General features: G+C 36.3%; 12 protein-coding genes. 7 read left to right on the forward strand and 5 right to left on the reverse strand.

Going from position 1 to position 18305, the window contains the following annotated elements:
• Positions 1-27 precede the first annotated feature (27 nt).
• The 4 genes from SOLCA_RS20545 (at position 28) to SOLCA_RS20560 (ending at position 11128) form a co-directional block, all read left to right on the forward strand.
• Positions 28-5694 (forward strand): hypothetical protein, encoded by a 5667-nt coding sequence (locus SOLCA_RS20545; protein WP_014682405.1) that lies wholly within the window; start codon positions 28-30, stop codon positions 5692-5694.
• 2 nt (positions 5695-5696) lie between these two features.
• The gene (locus SOLCA_RS20550; RefSeq protein ID WP_014682406.1) at positions 5697-9872 is read left to right on the forward strand and encodes an RHS repeat domain-containing protein; all 4176 of its coding nucleotides are present in this window, start codon (positions 5697-5699) and stop codon (positions 9870-9872) included.
• Positions 9873-9875: 3 nt separating this feature from the next.
• The gene (locus SOLCA_RS20555) at positions 9876-10232 is read left to right on the forward strand and encodes a lipoprotein (protein ID WP_014682407.1); all 357 of its coding nucleotides are present in this window, start codon (positions 9876-9878) and stop codon (positions 10230-10232) included.
• Between the two features lie 533 nt (positions 10233-10765).
• A complete protein-coding gene (locus tag SOLCA_RS20560; protein WP_157604616.1) occupies positions 10766-11128 on the forward strand; it encodes a hypothetical protein in 363 nt (120 codons plus the stop codon).
• A gap of 203 nt (positions 11129-11331) precedes the next feature.
• On the opposite strand, the gene SOLCA_RS20565 is transcribed toward SOLCA_RS20560, so the two are convergent.
• Positions 11332-12015, reverse strand: a complete 684-nt coding sequence (locus tag SOLCA_RS20565) for an OmpA family protein (RefSeq protein ID WP_014682409.1) — start codon at positions 12013-12015, stop codon at positions 11332-11334.
• Positions 12016-12196: 181 nt separating this feature from the next.
• Here SOLCA_RS20565 and SOLCA_RS20570 point away from each other — a divergent pair, with 181 nt between their 5' ends.
• Genes SOLCA_RS20570 through SOLCA_RS20580 form a run of 3 tightly spaced genes read left to right on the forward strand, consistent with a single transcriptional unit; the run spans position 12197 to position 14512 of the window.
• Positions 12197-13297: a sensor histidine kinase gene (locus tag SOLCA_RS20570; protein WP_014682410.1), complete on the forward strand. Its 1101-nt coding sequence runs from the start codon at positions 12197-12199 to the stop codon at positions 13295-13297.
• Positions 13284-13748 (forward strand): hypothetical protein, encoded by a 465-nt coding sequence (locus SOLCA_RS22590; RefSeq protein ID WP_014682411.1) that lies wholly within the window; start codon positions 13284-13286, stop codon positions 13746-13748. Before SOLCA_RS20570 ends, SOLCA_RS22590 begins: the two co-directional genes overlap by 14 nt.
• Positions 13748-14512 (forward strand): LytR/AlgR family response regulator transcription factor, encoded by a 765-nt coding sequence (locus tag SOLCA_RS20580; RefSeq protein ID WP_014682412.1) that lies wholly within the window; start codon positions 13748-13750, stop codon positions 14510-14512. The genes SOLCA_RS22590 and SOLCA_RS20580 overlap by 1 nt, the downstream gene beginning before the upstream one ends.
• A gap of 68 nt (positions 14513-14580) precedes the next feature.
• On the opposite strand, the gene SOLCA_RS20585 is transcribed toward SOLCA_RS20580, so the two are convergent.
• From SOLCA_RS20585 to SOLCA_RS20600, 4 genes are all read right to left on the reverse strand, one after another.
• Positions 14581-15369, reverse strand: coding sequence for a hypothetical protein (locus SOLCA_RS20585; RefSeq protein ID WP_014682413.1), 789 nt, complete (start codon positions 15367-15369; stop codon positions 14581-14583).
• 102 nt (positions 15370-15471) lie between these two features.
• Positions 15472-16269, reverse strand: coding sequence for a class I SAM-dependent methyltransferase (locus tag SOLCA_RS20590; RefSeq protein WP_014682414.1), 798 nt, complete (start codon positions 16267-16269; stop codon positions 15472-15474).
• A 22-nt stretch (positions 16270-16291) separates the two neighbouring features.
• The gene (locus tag SOLCA_RS20595; protein WP_014682415.1) at positions 16292-16834 is read right to left on the reverse strand and encodes a DUF2867 domain-containing protein; all 543 of its coding nucleotides are present in this window, start codon (positions 16832-16834) and stop codon (positions 16292-16294) included.
• Between the two features lie 87 nt (positions 16835-16921).
• Positions 16922-18304, reverse strand: a complete 1383-nt coding sequence (locus tag SOLCA_RS20600; protein ID WP_042481801.1) for an efflux transporter outer membrane subunit — start codon at positions 18302-18304, stop codon at positions 16922-16924.
• Position 18305 lies beyond the last annotated feature (1 nt).

An 18305-nucleotide genomic window follows, 5' to 3' on the forward strand; every position in this document is an offset into this window, starting at 1 on the left:
CTACCATAATTAGCATTGTACCAAATTATGATCAAACTAACCAAGTTGAGGAAGGCGATAGCCATGTTCTTCCTTATAAACATTGTTTTTGAAATAGTGGCACCTCATGTTTCCTATGCTTTAACAGCAGGGCCAACAGCACCAGAAGCTACCAGTTTTGAACCGGTAGACACCACCGATATGGTGAATTTATTAACAGGTGATTTAGCTTATAATATTCCATTGTTAGAAGTTCCAGGTCCGGAAGGAGGCTACCCTCTTTCATTGTCTTATCATGGAGGTATACAGCCGAATGAGGAGGCGAGTTGGGTGGGTTTGGGTTGGACCCTAAATCCTGGCGCTATTAATAGGACTGTGAATGGGTATGCAGATGATTTTTCAGATGTACCAAATGTAAAAAGAGACTATTGGAATGGAGGAACACGTAAAACACTTGGAGTAGATGTTGGAATTGGCTTAGGACCAGCCTCTGTATCATTTGGATTATCTTTTGCTCAAGACACATATTTGGGTTTTGGATTAGGTTTTTCGTTTGGCGCAGGAACAGGCTTAGGAGGGGCTAATTCAATACTAGGGATAGGTGCAAGTGTAGGCGTAGGTCCTTATGGAGATGCATTTGCAGGTGTTGGATTAAGCATTAAGAGTGGGAAGGGGTCTAAAGAAGGCTTAAGCCTAAGCGCTAATATTGGTCTTTCCACTAATTTTGAATCAGTTAGTTCTAATGCGGGCGGAGGTGTAAGCTACCAAACTACCAATGAGAATGGAAAAACTACAAATGTATCGGTCTTAGATGCATCAATTAGCTCATCCGGAGGGAAAGCTAAATTATCTATTGGAAGTGGTAGTTCAAGCGTTTATAATGCAAATGCAGGAAGAATACAAACAGAATCTTCAAGCTGGGGTTTTTCACTGCCATTCCCTGGCCTAAGTATAGGTATTAGTTATAACTATATGCGTTATTGGTCAGACGAAACAGTAAATGTTCGAACAAGTGGTGTTTTGTACTTTCCTCAAACATCTTTTAATAATGTTACTGATCTTAATGAGAAAGCATACGACATGTACAGACTTGTCGATTTTGATCATAACGATGTCAATTCTAGCCCAGATCCAGACCTGCAATTAGGAGGCTCCTTTCCAGAGTTTGATGAATATTCAGTGTCAGGACAAGGAATTAGCGGTAGCATTAGGCCTTTTTTATATCAGGGCTATTTGTTTTCCCAGAATAAAAGTAAAATTTATGAAACTAATGTAACAAAGCTTGGTGGAAATAATCGACTTAATTTTCGTTTTATTAATGATTTTTCAAACTCTTACAGACAAACTCCAGAAAATTTTGATAACACATTTAAATTCAATAATGAAAAATTTCTTGCAGATCATGGTGTTGTAAAGCTTTCTGATATTGAAGGTTATGATAATTCCACTAATCATTTAGCTGGCTCAAAACATATTGAATGGTTCACAAATGAACAGATAGTTGATGGTAGCTCTGCTGGTGCTAAGGCAAAAGGTTTTATTAATACTAATTCTCAAGGTTTCAAAAGACTACAAAATGTTTTGCCCACTAACACATCTGCAGCCAAGCAACAAATTGGAGGATTTATGATAACAAATGCGAGTGGGGTTACTTATCACTACGCATTGCCGGCTTATAGTTTTGATGAAGCAATAAAAAATACCAATCTAACAAAAGGAGAACAATGGTCAAGATTAACAAAAGATATGCCCTATGCATATACATGGTATTTAACTGCTATAACAGGTCCTGATTTTGTAGACAGAAATAATAATGGATTGGCTGATGATGAAGACTGGGGCTATTGGGTAACTTTTAATTATGGTAAATGGGCTGACGGTTATTGTTGGAGAAATCCAAGCGAGGGTTGCCACAGGGATATTGATCCAAATTTCAAAAGCTTTTCATCAGGGAAAAAAGAGCTATATTATCTTAATACCATTAAAACCAGATCGCATACAGCCATTTTCCTCAAACAATTAAGAACAGATGGAAAAGGAGTGACAAATTCAGAATTTGGAGGTTTTGATTTCACACTTAGTGTTCTTCCTATTGCAACTTTACGGCTAAGTAAGATTTTTTTATTGAATAATGAAGATTATCAAAGTTTAGGGGGAGATAACATTTGCGGATTAGATGGAATCAAACAATCTGTAATTGTTAATTCCTCTGATATATCACATCGGGCTTTGTACAATCATACCTATGAAAATGTTATTGATGGAATTGATATTGCGAAACTTGGAAATGCTGTAGAGCAGAAGTCTATACGAGTAATTGATTTTAACCATGATTACTCCCTCTTGCCGGAAACCGTAAATAGTTTTGATCCTAATGGAGATATTTATAATCAGACTACTGGTTTGACCTCACCTAAATCAGGTAAACTAACTCTAAGGTCTATAAATTTAAAAGGCAAAGGAGGCTCCGCCGTAACCCCCCCTATTATATTTAACTATGATTATCCTGATGAAGATCAATACAAGGGACAGATCGCTGTTTCTTCTGTTCCTCAAGCATCAGACAGAAAGGGAACAATACAGATTTCAGGCAATAACTTAAAGATAGGTGATATAATTAAATTCACAGTTAATGGCATCCTTTATTACTGTACCATATTAAAATTAGATACAGGAACAACTTATCAGGTTTTGTACTTGGATAAGCTTCCTGGTGCAATCTCAGGTTACATTTCTGCCACAAAAACAAAAAATCCTCCATATAATAAGGATGCTTATGATATGTGGGGAGCTTATAAATCGGATTATATTCAAATGAATAATGAGAATATATCAAGAATAACAACTCCAATTTCTTCACAAAATACAGATGTATGGTCATTACGTCAAATAAGATCAAGTTTAGGTGCTATTACCAAAATTGATTATGAATCTGATGACTACAATAATTCTGTTCTTGTTAAAAATAGCTCTTTTACGATTTCTGATATTGGACCGGGCAATTCTGGTCTAAAACTAACAATTAATAATGGGGGATATGATTTAAGAAACATACTAAAGGCAGGTAATAAAATAGAGTTGCTTTTTTTGCGTTACGTAACTCCATCTCTTTGGGGAGATATAGCAGGTTTTTACGAACCATATCCAATTAGTAATGCGATCATTAAATCAGTATCAGATAACTCAATTGAAGTAACAGAACTTGGTAATTTGTATGAATCAGGAGACTATGGCTACGGAAACGTTTATTCTAAGAGTCCTATTGGAGGCAACGTTTTTATTGGAAATGGGAATAGATTTTATGGAGGTGGAATTAGAACCAAAAGCATTAGTATAAGTGATCCAATTCAGAAGAATACACATATTACCTCATATGAATATAATAAAAATGCATCACAAAGTTCAGGTGTAACATCTTTTGAACCCACAACATTTCCTATTTATGATTTTCCTAATGTGCCAATTAGTGAATTAAATGCATACAAGAAAGTGCTTTATAAGAGTATGCATAAATTATTGACGATTGCCAGGGAAATTCCATCCCCCGGGGTAATGTATGAATATGTGACAGTTAAAGATTTTGTTATTGGAGAAGATGGAGAAAAGAGGCCGGTTTTGGGTAAGTCAACTTATCAATATGAAGTTTTTAATGAAAATATGTTAGGTATTAAAGAATATCAGTTTACGCAAAGTGCTTCAATTGATACACGTAATATTTCATTGATCGATTATACTACACGGGTGGGTAATTTAAAAAGAATAATTCATTATGATGATAAAGACAAAAAGTTGAATGAGACAATTAATCATTTTTTACATGATGACGAGTCTTCAAAAAGTTTCGCAAGTAACGTTGAATCCTATCAGTCTAAATTAGGAGCTTTTAATTATCAAGGATTGATTCAAGAACGATATGCAGATGCAAGGAGGTTGGTAAATGGTAATAATTCATTTATAAAGGAACTAATGATAATGAGTCAAAGAGAGCAATATCCTTCAATCCCACTTGGGACAACAATAATCGACTATAAAAATGGCACAAAAGCGACTAGTGAGAATTTAGCGTTTGATTTTTATAGTGGAACTGTTATAAAATCACTTACAACAGATTCTTACGGGAATAGATTTTTATCAGAGGTAACACCTGCTTATAAAAAGTATCCGAATTCTAACATGGGATTAAAAGTAAAGAACATCCTAAATAAGAACATGTTGATTCAGGAAGCAACTAATTATACTTTTAAGGTTGATGGAAATAATAACAAGATAGGGTTGGTTTCAGCTAATGTTCAAACCTGGAGTAACAATGTTTTAGTGCTAACAGGAGATAATGCTGGCAGTTCTATAAAACAAGATGGTGTAAACAATCTTGTTGGAAACGTTTGGCGCAAACAAAGTGCTTACAAATGGTTATATAGTGTAGCATCCAAAGATGGATTAACTCCAATCGGGAACTTTTTGGCGTTTGATTTTTCTGTCGGAGCTAATAATAGTAGTAATTGGGTAAAAAGCTCAGAAATTACCCTGTATAATGTATATTCAAAAGACTTAGAGGGGATAGATATTAATGGTAATTCAGCAACTACCAAAATTGGCCATAATAATTCAAAGGTGATTGTTTCAGGGGGGCCGGCAAAATATAACGAAATTGCTTTTTCAGGTGCAGAAGAAATTCCTGATCTCAACGGCAAATTTAGTGGGAACGTTTCAAAAGGAGATGCTACAATCATAAATACTATTGCTCATACGGGTAGGCAGAGCTTAAAAACAATGAATGGGCAGAGGGGATTTATCTACACTATTTCCTCGCCTAATTTGATAGTAGGTAAAGATTATGTAGCAAGTGTTTGGGTGAAAAACTTTACAACGTCTGCTCCTGCAGCCTCAGCCTTGTATTACAAGATAAACGGAGGAGCCCCTATATATTCTAATGTTACTTCAAAGAAAGCAGGAGACTGGTATCTCATTAATTTGCGTATTCCTGGTTCTCAAATACCAACTGGAGCTGTTCTGGAAGTCGGTGCAGTTAATAACGCCACTTCGGGTGAGGTTTATTTTGATGACTTTCGTTTCCAACCCCTTAACTCATCGAGTTTGGCCTATGTATATGATCCATGGACCGGAGAATTAAACTATATTTTGGATAATAATAATTTATTTTCCAAGTATGAGTATGATAATGCAGGTAGATTAGTTAAGACGAGTAGGGAGACATTAAATTATGGAGTGAAGCTAGTTGCAGAATCAAACTATAACTATGGGCAACAATATGGTTCAATAGAAGATTGGAAAAGAACAGGAATCACTCGATGTCAACTTATAAATGGTGTATATACAGGTTTCTTAGAAGAAGAACAAAAAGATACCAATTCCAAGAGTGCAACATATAACTCTACAAGATGGGTTAGAACGGAACAATCAGCAAACTGCAGATATACAACTATATTCTTATATACTCAAGTATCTTCTGGCTATGAAATGGTTCTTCAAAATGCTTATAAATCATATACATTTTCACTTCCTATTAGTGGTAGCATGCAACAGCAGGAATTGAATATTCTTCCGGGTAATTATTCCGTTTATGTGCGATCCTTATCAGGTAATGCCCCTTATGGAGAATATAGGGTTCAGGTTGGAGGAAACACCCAGTCAACTCCAACTGGTTTTTCTAATGTCAATCTAAATGCAGATCAAACAATTATGATTTATAAGTAGTTATGAAGGCTTTTTGTTTTTTTATAATAATAGTTAGTTCACTCCTGATAGCTGATTTAGCTAATGCACAGATAATACAATCTCAGGATGCAATTGTATTACCTGTAAGTGGACAACCCTCTCTTACAATCGGGAATGGTTCAAATATTCAATATATAAGTGGACAGTCAATAACGTTATTACCTGGTGTTCATATTCAAGGTGGTGCAAATTTCGAGGCAAAAATCAGTTCTTTTGTGATCAATCCTGCACCTTCAAATCCCAATACAAACAATGAAATGAATTGGATTGTAAACAAGATTTTTGATGAAAACGGCAATGCTATTAGTGAAAATAAGTCCTTTTTTGATTATAGTGGAAAGCCTTTGCAAAATCAATGGAGAGATATCAGTCGGGGGCATGTTTTAGCCTCGCAAACACTTTATGATGCTTTTCAGCAGCCTGTAATATCTACCCTGCCGGCTCCTACTAATAATGGTGCATTCGCTTACAAGGGTGATTTTGTTCAGAATGCATCAGGAACAGTGTATAACTATCAGAACTTTGATACGAACGGTAAACTTAATGCTCCGGATGTTGTAGGTAAAACTACAATTGGAACTCTTGGCTGGTATTATAGTACAAATAATACCTTTGAGAAATATGTACCCGAAACTAGCTATCCTTACAGTCGTTCTGATTTCTATAATGATGGTTCAGGTGAAGGTCGACGAGCTGCCGGAGTTGGAGATCAATTAAAAATGGGTAGTGGTCATGAATCGCAAGCAATGACATTACCCGTTACCAGTGAATTAAACAATTATATAGCTGTACGAAATAAGTTCTTTGCGGTTGATAGTGTGGGCAGCTTGCCGTCTTCTTTATTGAATGAGACTTATCAAACTGTGGGAATCGATCCAAACGGGCAAAAAGGCATTTCTATTACAGATAAAAACGGAAAAGCCTTAATGAGTGCCCGATGGTTAAGTACTGCAACAGCTGCCTGGTATGCACCTGTCAATACGGTAACTCTGAGTTCCAATCAATATACCTATACAATTGATCCTGCGAGTTCAGTTAATAGTAATTATTCATACCTGGAGAAAATTACATTAGTTGGAGATGGGACAGTGCGTGTATTTCATTCAGGGGGCTTGGTGTATACGGGAATTGCTTCAGGTTATTCATCACCTCCAATTGTAGGAGGTGCAATGATTGTTAGAATTGAATCAGATAAACCTTTTAAGGTGAATTATAATGGGGTTTCGGGTAGTGTTTCACAAACAGCTTGTTCAGACTGTGATGCCGATTACAAAGGTAACGCGTTTCATTATTTTTCCTTGTTAAAACCTTCCGCAATTACTGTTACGGGAGGAGCTTATACTATATATGATCTGACCACTGATCTCGTGGTAAGTGGAACAACTCTTCCTGCTGGGTTTTACAAAATTATTCCGGATAGTCTAAAGAGTGATATAACATTAACTTACACTAATGCCTTTGAGGACATCAGCTATAATTTCTATAACCAACTAGGGCAATTAGTAGCCACTATTGCTCCTGAAGGTGTAAAACAGTTATTGCAGACTAATTTTAACAATATTTCCAAAAAGGAGAATATTCCTTTTAGTACTTTTTATAATTACGATGCCAGAGGACAATTAATGAGAGTAAAAGTATGGGATGGAGGAACGACAGAATACGCCTACCGTAAAGATGGTAACATTCGTTTCTCGCAAAACTCCTTGCAGGTTGCCAAAAATAGTTTTTCTTATACTAATTACGATCAATATGGCAGAGCGGTTGAATCAGGTGAATATGTGTATGGCACTACAGGAACTAATTTTACTTCCGCAAAGGCATCATCTACCATTTTAGAAAGTATTGCAAATGATGGCGGTCTTGCTAATTTTTCAACCTTAAAAATGGATTGGGTAAGAACGGAATATGATGTAGCATCCAAAAATGTAAATGCAGTAGCTTCCGGATATGTCCAGGATTTTACCTACGGCGGGATCGCCTATACGCAAAGTGCTAACAGTGAAACTTGGTACAGCTATGATGACCAGGGACAATTGACCTGGAAAGTGCAGAATATTACTGGTTTGGGAACAAAAACCATCGACTATACTTACGATTTTAATGGCAATGTACTGCAGGTTGTTTATCAAAAGAATACTCCGGCAGAACGCTTCTACCATGATTATGAATATGATCTGGATAAGCGGTTAAGTGTTGTATACACCAGCAAAGATGGCGCAAGTAAAACCCTTGAAGCCAAGTATTACTATTATTTGCATGGTCCTTTGAAGCGGGTGGAACTCGCCGATAATTTACAGGGCATCGACTATACATATACGCCCCAAGGGTGGTTAAAAACTATCAATCATCCAAGTGGCGACAAATCCAAAGACCCGGGACAAGATGGTAGTACCAATTCATTCGCACAGGATGTATTTGGAATGAGTATGGAATATTTTAGCGGGGATTATATTCGATCAGGTAGCAATATAGCTAGTGTGAGTCCTGGAACTGGGTATACGCCATATTATAATGGAAATATTCAGGGCCTGACTTGGAGTAATAAACAAACTACTGGTGGAACAGCTAGTGCAAAAATGTCAGCCTTTAAATATGATGCAAAATACCAATTAAATGAATCAGTTCAAGGTACGCCCGATTATTCAAAAGGAACTTTTATCGGGTCAAACGCTTATAAAGAAACGTTTACCTATCGGGATGCTCACGGAAATATCGGCTCTCTGACAAGAAATGATGGATTAGGAAATGTAGTGGATAACTTTAGCTATACATATGGAGCCAATAGCAACAGGTTAACAGCTGTACCAGGATACTCCAGTTATGAATACGATGCATTAGGTCAATTAACCCGACAAAATAAAAGTACCACTAATGATATAAAAGTAAAGTATGATGTAACTGGAAAAGTAATCGCATTATATGACAAAGATGATAATCTTAAAGTAAGTTATACTTACGATGAGAATGGCCAGCGGATAAAAAAAGAAGATAAAACAACCGGACTCATTACCTGGTACGTAAGTGATGTTGCTGGTGCAACAATGGCCATTTATGAGAAACAGAGTACAGGTGCGATAAACCTGATGGAACAGCCAATTTATGGAGCTGATCGTTTGGGGACATTCTTCGTACAAGGTAGTATTAGAAGATATGAACTGAAAGATCACATGGGAAATGTGCGAGGGCTCTTGTTACGTAGCAAAAATGGAATTAATGCTGATATTTACAGTTTCAAAGATTATTATGCCTTTGGTAGTAAATCTCAAAGTGGCGGAACTGATGATTATCGTTATGACTACCAAGGGCAATATGCTGAAAAAGATAAGGAAACTGATTGGAATGCCTTTGATCTACGCATGTACGATGCCAAAATAGGCCGTTGGTTGAGTGTGGATCCTAAAAATCAATACTGGTCTCCTTATGTGGGGATGGGAAATAATCCAGTTTCAAGAACTGACCCTGACGGAGGTTTAGATGGTTGGTATAATGATGAAAATGGAAATGCGACTTTTAATAAAGATGTTAATAGTCAAGGAGATTTAGCAACATTAGGTATAAAGGGTTCTTATATTGGGCAATCCTTTTCGGGACACGACAAAAATGGATACGGAATTGCAGGAGATAAATTTGGGAATTTGTCAATGAGTTTACCTGAAGTTGAAGTATCTACTCAAAGAGATTTTTGGAGGAATGCAACAAAGAATAATCCATATATGCCAACTCAATTTTTCGATGGTATAGGAATTCAGGTTACCTTTTCTGCTTCAACTTATTTTGGCACATATAATTACACCGCTGGTTTATATTTAGATAATTATGGTTTTCGTGGTTTTGTTAACACTGGATTAGGATTTGGAGCTCATACACCAGGATTTGGTGTCACTCCAAGTGTCTTTGGAGTGAATTATAATTCATCTAGGATTCCAGACCCAGATAATGCGTTTGCTGGTAATTCAGTTGCTAGTGCTTTTGGTGCTGGACCAATTAGCTTTTCCATTGCCCAAAGTTCAAAAGATAAAAATCCATTTATTGATATTCCTAGTTGTACCGTTTATACGTTTGGGCGAAATCTAATTTCCTCCTACAGCTTTGAAACCAATATTAGTAGAACATTTCTAATGGGATTTGATTTTCATGATCGTCATTTAAAACAGTAAATAATGAAAAAAAATATTTTATACATTCTGATTGCACTGATTTTAGCTGGATGTTATGGCCAAGATTGCAACAAGGAGAATATCAGAATCCAAAAATTGTCTTACAATTTCAAAATAACAAAAAAATACAAGGAAGATCATCAAGGAGTTATTGAAGGAATTGATAGCTTAGGTAAAATTCAAAAATTTCAATATACGAGTTTTTTTTATTTAGATGATCTAGCTCAACCAGGTGATTCCTTTCAAAAGGATAGCACTAATTTTATCTTCATTTTAAGAAAGGAAAAAATAAAATATTCATTCAAATGGGACTGTACTACTTCAGGCGTTTTATTACAAACAGACACCTTACATAAATGATGTATCAGTTGGATTTGAAATGTTTTTTTCAGATCCGATTTTTAACTCTCTGTTGTCGAGCGTCTTAGCCTAAGAGTGTTACTTTCAACCAATAAATAAATAAACGATCTCTAACCGACAAAAAGCATTAAACTTAGTCTAGTGCTTTTTGTCAGTCAGAGACTTCCCAACCATAAAAGCGTAATTCAAATAATCATTTACCTATTTTCCATTCGATAAAAATCCATTCCTCCAAATTGATATCTTTATCGCTATGAATGTCAGACTTACCGAAGAACAGAAATCAAAATCCTTCAGCCGATATTTTTAAAGTAATGCAACAGGTGTTGTTGCGTGAGAATAAGATTGACCGAAACAAAGAACATTTCTGGATAATATGTTTGCTTCTAATAACCAGCTATTGTTAATAGAGCTCATTTCACTAGGAGCTGTTAAACAAGCGAGTTGAAATTTGGATATCACTTAGGGTTGATTCTTTTTAATGTATTAAGCGGAGTTAGCAATACACTGGTATTATATGACTTTAAATGAATATGAAAAGATTTCTTTTTATCTGTAGAATAATAGGTCTAATAGTTGTAGCATGCATTATGTTTTGGGGGAGGAAGTACATGGATAATTTGGTGATCAATGATTTTGATAAATTTAATTCAAGTGCTATAAAAGGCAAGATAGAAAAGATTGAAATAGTTCATCATATGTCTTCCTTTACAATTTTGGAGACAAACGAAAGATATGTATTCGCGCCATATACTAGCGATCTTAATGAAAATAATTCTTTTGATCTTTTTGCTAAAAAAGGTGATTTAGTGGTTAAAAAATCATATTCTGATACATTAAAGCTTATAAAAGGGAATAAAACCTATTTATATACTTTTCGAAAGATCAACCAGTAAGGTTTTGCTAGCAACGGATATTAGTTTCAGAATTGACTTAAGGATTTTGGATCTCCTTTGAGAGAGATGGAAGTTGTTGATAGTCATTTGATATAAAGATTTATACTTTTACCTCATCGGTGAAATATATTACCCTATAACAACAAGGCCTGTGTCGATTATCAACCCAGGCCTTGTTAGTTATAGCCTAAGCTTAAACTTAATTATTTCTTACCACCAGAAGATTTAGCAGCTTCTTGTTTCAATTTATCATTCGCTACGATAAAGAACTCAACACGACGGTTTTGAGCGCGACCAGCAGTAGTGTTATTGTCAGCCACAGGCTCAGTGATACCCATACCTTGAGCCATCATACGTTTAGGATCAACACCAATTGTGGTAGCATAAGCCATTACAGCTTCTGCACGTTTTTGAGAAAGTGTCATGTTATATTCCGGCTTACCAGTATTATCAGTATGACCTTTGATTTGAACATAAGTATCAGGGTATTTAACCATGATTTCTGATAACTGTTTAACAGATTTCTTTGAAGCATCTTTTAAGTCGTATTTGTTTACATCAAATAATACACCTGACTCAAGGGTAACCTTCAAAGCCTCGCCATTGTTGATCTCTTCAACTTTTGCGTTAGGAACTGTTTCCTCGATTTCTTTCTTCTGTTTGTCCATGTACTTACCGATGTAAGCACCACTCACTCCTCCAACTGCACCGCCAATTAAAGCGCCGATTGCAGTATTTCCTGCTGCTTTTCCGATAAGAGCTCCGATTGCCGCGCCAGAACCTGCTCCAATAGCTGCTCCTTTTTGTGTTCCGGTCATGTTTTTACAGCCGGGCATTATGCTTACGAGTGTTATTAATGCGGCTAATACTAGTGCTTTAGTTTTCATAAGAAATTTATTTTTACTATTTAATTTACAAAGGTTTTATGACAATTGGAGTGCCAATTGTTATAAACGTTTAATTATTGTCTCATGTTATCTGCCTACAAAATTCGTCATTTTATCCTTTAAAAATGTCCATCTGTCGTTAAAAATATCTTTACATCACTCTTAATTGTATTTTAGCGTTATGAGTCAGCCAGATAAAAAAAAGGAAGATCAAAAACATTCGCTTTTATACTACAATTTGAAGTATGCGCGGGTTGGACTATTAGTTGGTGTGGGAATTTGTGCCCTCAACTTCTTCCATGATTTTACGCTTTCATGGAAATCCGTTTTTGCCTGCTTCCTCTTTTCCATGACTATCACCTTATCCATTACCAATCTTATCTACTTGTCTCACTGCTTGTTTAAACGTCAGGATGTTAGGAATGTTAGATTTGTGGTGTTGAATTTTATCCTAATGGGAGTCGGTATTTTTGTCGCTACTGAATTCTGTTTTTTTGTGTTGTATTTGCTCGATGGAAAATGGACACCGATGAAAGAGCAATACAACAATTTGGTATTTAACCTGTTCCTAGGATTTTTTATTGGTGGTTACAATCACATAATTACACTGCAAAAAGAAAATTACGAGTATAGATTAAAAGAAAACGAATATCAGCTTACAAAGCTGCAAGAATTAAAAATACGAGCTGAATTAGAAACGTTGCAAGCCAAGATCAATCCACATTTTCTTTACAACTCACTTAATTCAATTGCCTCATTGGTTTATACTGACCCTGAAAAAGCTGAGAAAATGGTACTGATGCTTTCCAAATTGTTCAGAGTCTCCATTAATTCGGGTGAAGAAAACTTTGGAACTATCGCTAATGAAATTGATATTGTTAAAACCTACCTTGATATTGAAAACATTCGCCTTGGAGATCGACTTTCCGTGAAAATTTCTGTTAAAGATGAATTGCAGGATGTAAAAATACCAAGGTTTCTATTACAACCATTAGTGGAGAACTCCATTAAACATGGTATTTCAAAAGTGGCCGAAAAAGGAGAAGTAATCATAGAAGTAAAGGCTTTGCCAGATAATAAGTTAGCTATTTGGGTTGCAGATAACGGACCTGCATTCCCCGAAGTTTTAGAGCCAGGATATGGGATGCAAAGCACATTTGACAAGTTAAAATTGCTCTACGGAGATGATCACGTGCTTAATATATTGTCGACTCCCCATAAAGGAATACAAATTATTATTCCGAACTTAGTTGTTAAACAATTAGCACATGAAATTTATTAATCGCTTCTCGCTGCATATTCATTTTTTGCAGCCTTATCTCGAATGGTACAATTCAATATTTCCGGAAGAAGCCTTTCCTTCAGTAGAAGAAATAAATAAAACGGAAAAAACCACTTATCTGATCCCTGTTTTTGATAATGATGAAGAGATAGAAGAATATTTGAAAGAAAATTTTGAGACATTCTTTGTTGATGAACTTTTTGCGGTTTCTATGGCACAGGAAACCTGGCCGCAAGATATTACGTGGGAACTTTTCAATGAATGGTTCGAAATTGATGTTACGCCAATGGTAGTTGATTATGGTGAAGAAGAGCTGATCGATGAAGGCGAAGGGTTTGTGGAATTTTGGGATGAAGAAGAGGAAGAGGATGGAAAACCTAATGATGAAGATAGTGCTGATTTTGACAGTGACGATAAAATACGTCACCTGCCTAAGCCTCCCCAAAATTAATGCAACAGTTTAAAACAATTATTATTGATGATGAACCTTTAGCTCGTAATCGCTTGCGTCGGTTACTTGGGGCGTTTTCATCTGTTTTCTCCATAGAGGCCGAGGCTGCCAATGGACAAGAAGGGCTGGAATTAATAGAGGAAATCCAACCTGATCTTATTTTTCTTGATATCGAAATGCCTGTTTTAACAGGCTTCGATATGCTAAAGAAGCTCATTTTTTTTCCGTTGGTTATTTTCACTACAGCTTATGATCAATATGCAATTAAAGCTTTTGAAGAAAATTCTATTGATTATTTGCTAAAGCCCATTGAACCGGAGCGTCTTGAATTAACCGTTGCCAAGCTTCAGAAGCTATCTTTAAGTAATAGCAATGGCGGTAATAACGCAATGTTGTTAGGCTTAATTGATAAACTTCAGCCTAAAAAGGAGCTTAAATCAATCCCGGTAAAAATTGGAGACCGGATACTATTGATTAAAACTTCTGAAATCAGTCATATTGAAGCTGACGATAAGTATGTTTCTCTTAAAACGCTTAAGGGAGAATCTTATCTGACAGATTATACTTTGTCTTCATTGGAATTAAAGTTGCCTGAAGCATTTACCCGTGTTCATCGAGGCTGTATTATTAATACGGAGAACATGAAAGAAATCAGGAAAGGATTTAATGGAGGATTAATCGCTATGATGAATGATATTCACGGGACAAAGGTAAACACAAGCCGTGGGTATACCGATAATTTAAAACGGTTGTTAGAGATATAAAATTTCAAGCAAAGCCGTAAGGGGGCAAAGTAATTAAACTTTTTAACCTTGCGGCTTTGCAGGCCTTTTTACTTAGTCTTGTAAAGAGGTGTTCTTTTTGCTAAGTAATCAATCCCAGATAAATAGGCATTATAGGTTGGATAGAACGATAACCAGTTTTGGTCAAACGATTTCTCTCCTTTAGCATTATAAACTTTTATCGTCACAGTGGAGTTGAAATTGTCTTCGTTAGTTTGTGTGTATTTTTCCGTTTTTTCTTTTTCTAAGCTTGAGGTATCAGTTTTTCGCGAATAGTCTTCTTTAATAGTGTTACTTACTTTGGCCCTTGTAACACTTCCTAATACAATCCACTCCACCCCTAAGATTTTGCAGAGTTCGCTTGGGGTATAGTTCCTTACAGAAACGTCTATGCCACTTCGTTTTAATAGAATGTTGGTTTCATACACATCTTGATAAACGTAAGTACCCGACTTCTCTGAAATTTTTCGATGAAAGGCATCCTGAGCGTCAAAAGGAATATTGTCATTTGCAAACCCCTCACTATTAAAGATAAAAGGTAAAATCGCTACGGAGTTTTTTATGATTTCTTTTGTCGATGCGGATGAGGTTTCACGAGGCTTTGAATAATACTCGATTCTACCATTACCGAAAATAACCTGTGCAATTTCCTCTTTATGGTAAACATAACTTGTATTTTCTCCTTTAGGAGAGAAGTAAACGTTGTCTCGGGTTATGTCAGAAATATTCCCAACATTAATTTTCCCACTGTTAAATTTCAGCGTGTCGCTTACACTATAACTTTGTCCATAACTGCTGTATGCAATTAAGGTGCATACAATAAAAATCATCCTTTTCATTTTCTCGATATTTCCGTTTTTCAATTCAGATAAGATATCTGCTAATTGTTGGCAAAATATAGAAAAGGAGGATTTCAAAAAACGCTTAGCCAATTTGTTACCTTATTTAACAGCAACAAGCGCATAAACCATAGGAATTTTACCCTCCATTGATTTGATCATGAACTTGCCCGGCTCCACTTCAATGGTATTGTTAAAACAATTATAAGGCGAGTAATTGAACTCCTCAAATTTTTGAATTGATAATCCTTGATTAATTAAGGCTGTAAAAACTTCACTTAAGCTGTGGTTCCATGAAATCTCAGTATTTGTGATGTCTGCATCACGGTCGGCATAAGTCCCTGAGTTCGTTTCAATGATCGGATCTGCCTTAAAATATTCATAAGCAATCGTCTTAAACTCATAATCAAACATCCATACAAAAGGATGAAACTCCGCAAATACAAACTTGCCGCCAGGTTTAAGAAATTTGGAAATTATTGCTGCCCATTTGTCAAGATCAGGTAGCCATCCAATTGTACCATAGCTGGTATAAACAATATCAAATTGCTGTTCAAGATGATTTGGAAGTTCATACAGATCGCAACAATAAAATTGAGCGTCCAATCCTAATTCCTTATTTAACTTCCTGGCCGCATCGATGGCCTTATCTGAAAAATCAACACCGGTAACTTTAGCGCCTAAACGAGCTAATGATAATGTATCCTGACCGAAATGACATTGCAAGTGCAGCACTGATTTTTTGCTTATATCTCCTAAGAGATCAAGTTCAATTGATTTTAGGGATGAAACACCCTGAATAAAATCATCAACACCATAAAATCCAGAGTTTAGATGATAATCAACCTTATCATTCCAAAGCTTACGGTTAATTTCAATATAGTTGGGTGTATTAGTCATAATTTGCAATAGTTTATAATAGTTAATTGCCGACAAAATCCGGCGAAGCTGCTATCTTTTTTAACATAACAGGCACAATACGCTTATGAAATGGTTTTACAAAAAAGAAGTAAAATTTTCCGAACCAATTATGGTAATTAACAACTGTTGAGATGGTAATTGAAGAGTTGGTGTTTCCTGTTTGTTGAGCTAGCAATGAAACTTTAAAATCAAGATGCCTATCATTCTCTCCCATTATTATTTCATTTTCCGTCTTCTCTAGTATTTTGAACAAACCAACTGAAGTCCCAACCTGGTAAGAAGTCGGAAGATTCTGACGTGAACTTTCCTTGCCTGTTTTCAGTCCAAAGATAGCTACAACCTTATTCCGAAGTTCAAATAATCCTTTTATCCACTTTGAATCGGATGAAAAGAATGCTTTGGCTAATGAATCAGGAGAAATAGTTTTGGAAGATGGTACAACTATTTGGTAAGCATCAACATAATCATAAAGTTGATTATTGCTTAAAACAGACTGGTCAGGTAAATAACTGTGAAATACAGAAGCTGAAGAGGCGTTTTTCATGCTGTAAAGCTAAGCATTTCAGATGAAAGTCTTGAAAGCTCAGCTTTACAGGATAATGACTTAGCTATTGACAGAGTCGGGGAAAGTTTACCATCCCCCGCCCAAAGCCTTATACAGTTGCACAGTGGCAGAAAGTTGATTCTGTTTTGTGATGGATTTTTGTAACTCTGATTCATAAAGCTGCCTTTCTGACTCCAACACCTCTAAAAAGGTAGTGAAACCGCCATCATAACGTGCGCGTGAAAGACGGGCAATGTTTCTGTTGGCAGTTACCTCACGATTACGGGCTGCGTATTCGTCCTGATAAGTGTTAACTGCTTTTAAAGAAGTTTCAACATCACTAAAGGCGATGAGAACAGTTTTTTCATATTGATACATCAACTGTTCTGTTCTACTTCGTTCTATTTCCACCCGCCTTTTGTTTTGTCCGAAACGGAAAATTGGTCCGAAGAGCTGGCCGGCAATACCTGTTGCCAGAGAACCATTATCAATTAAGTTACTTAGATCAGAGCTAGACACACCTCCAAATCCGGTCAATGATAATGAAGGAAACCGAAGTGCTTGAGCAACTCCTATCTGTTCATTTTGTGATATTAGTGATTGTTCAGCAGCTCGTACATCAGGTCTTTTTTCCAATAATTCGGATGGCAATCCGGCAGGGATTTCAAGCTGAATGTTTTGTTCACTATTTTGCATACCACGAATAATACTTCCTGGTGAACGGCCCAATAAAACCTGAAGCGCATTTTCTACACTAACGATATCACGTTCAATAGAAGGAATATTAGCTGCGGCAAAAGCAACCTGTTGCTCTGCTTGAAATTTATCTATTTCTGCAACATATCCTTTCTCAAAACGAGCACTTATTAGCACATAACTTTCTTCGCGGGTTTGAACTGTATTTCTTGAGATAGCCAGGCGTTCATCAAGTCCCCTAAGTTGAAAATAAAGATCGGCTACCTGCGCAATAACACTAATCGTTATGGCTTTCTGGTTTTCCTGGTCTGCTAACAGTTGTGCATAAGCCGAACGATTTGCATGGCGAAATTTTCCCCATAGATCAATTTCCCAGTTAAGACTTCCAAGTAAGCTATAGCTTTCTCCATCAATGCCAATTCCGGTAGTTTGAGCATTCTCATTTAGTTTTGTATAGGAAGCCTTTGCATTGTAATCGAGGAATGGGTATAGGTTTGCCTTGTTAAAACCTAAAACTGCCTTCGATTCTTCCACTCGTGCAATAGCTGTCTTCAGGTCCTTATTTTCATCCAGGGCAACTCTTACCAGTGATTGTAATGTAGTATCCTGATAGAGCTCCCACCATTTAATATTGGCAATTGAATCTCTTCTAAGTGAGTCTGATTGCTGAGCGTAATTATTAGGCACATTCATCTGTGGCCTCGAATATTTAGGACCGACCAGACAACTCGAAACCAGTGGCAACAGGCTTATGAATAGGATAAATCTTTTCATG

The organism is Solitalea canadensis DSM 3403, assembly GCF_000242635.2.
Lineage (GTDB): Bacteria > Bacteroidota > Bacteroidia > Sphingobacteriales > Sphingobacteriaceae > Solitalea > Solitalea canadensis.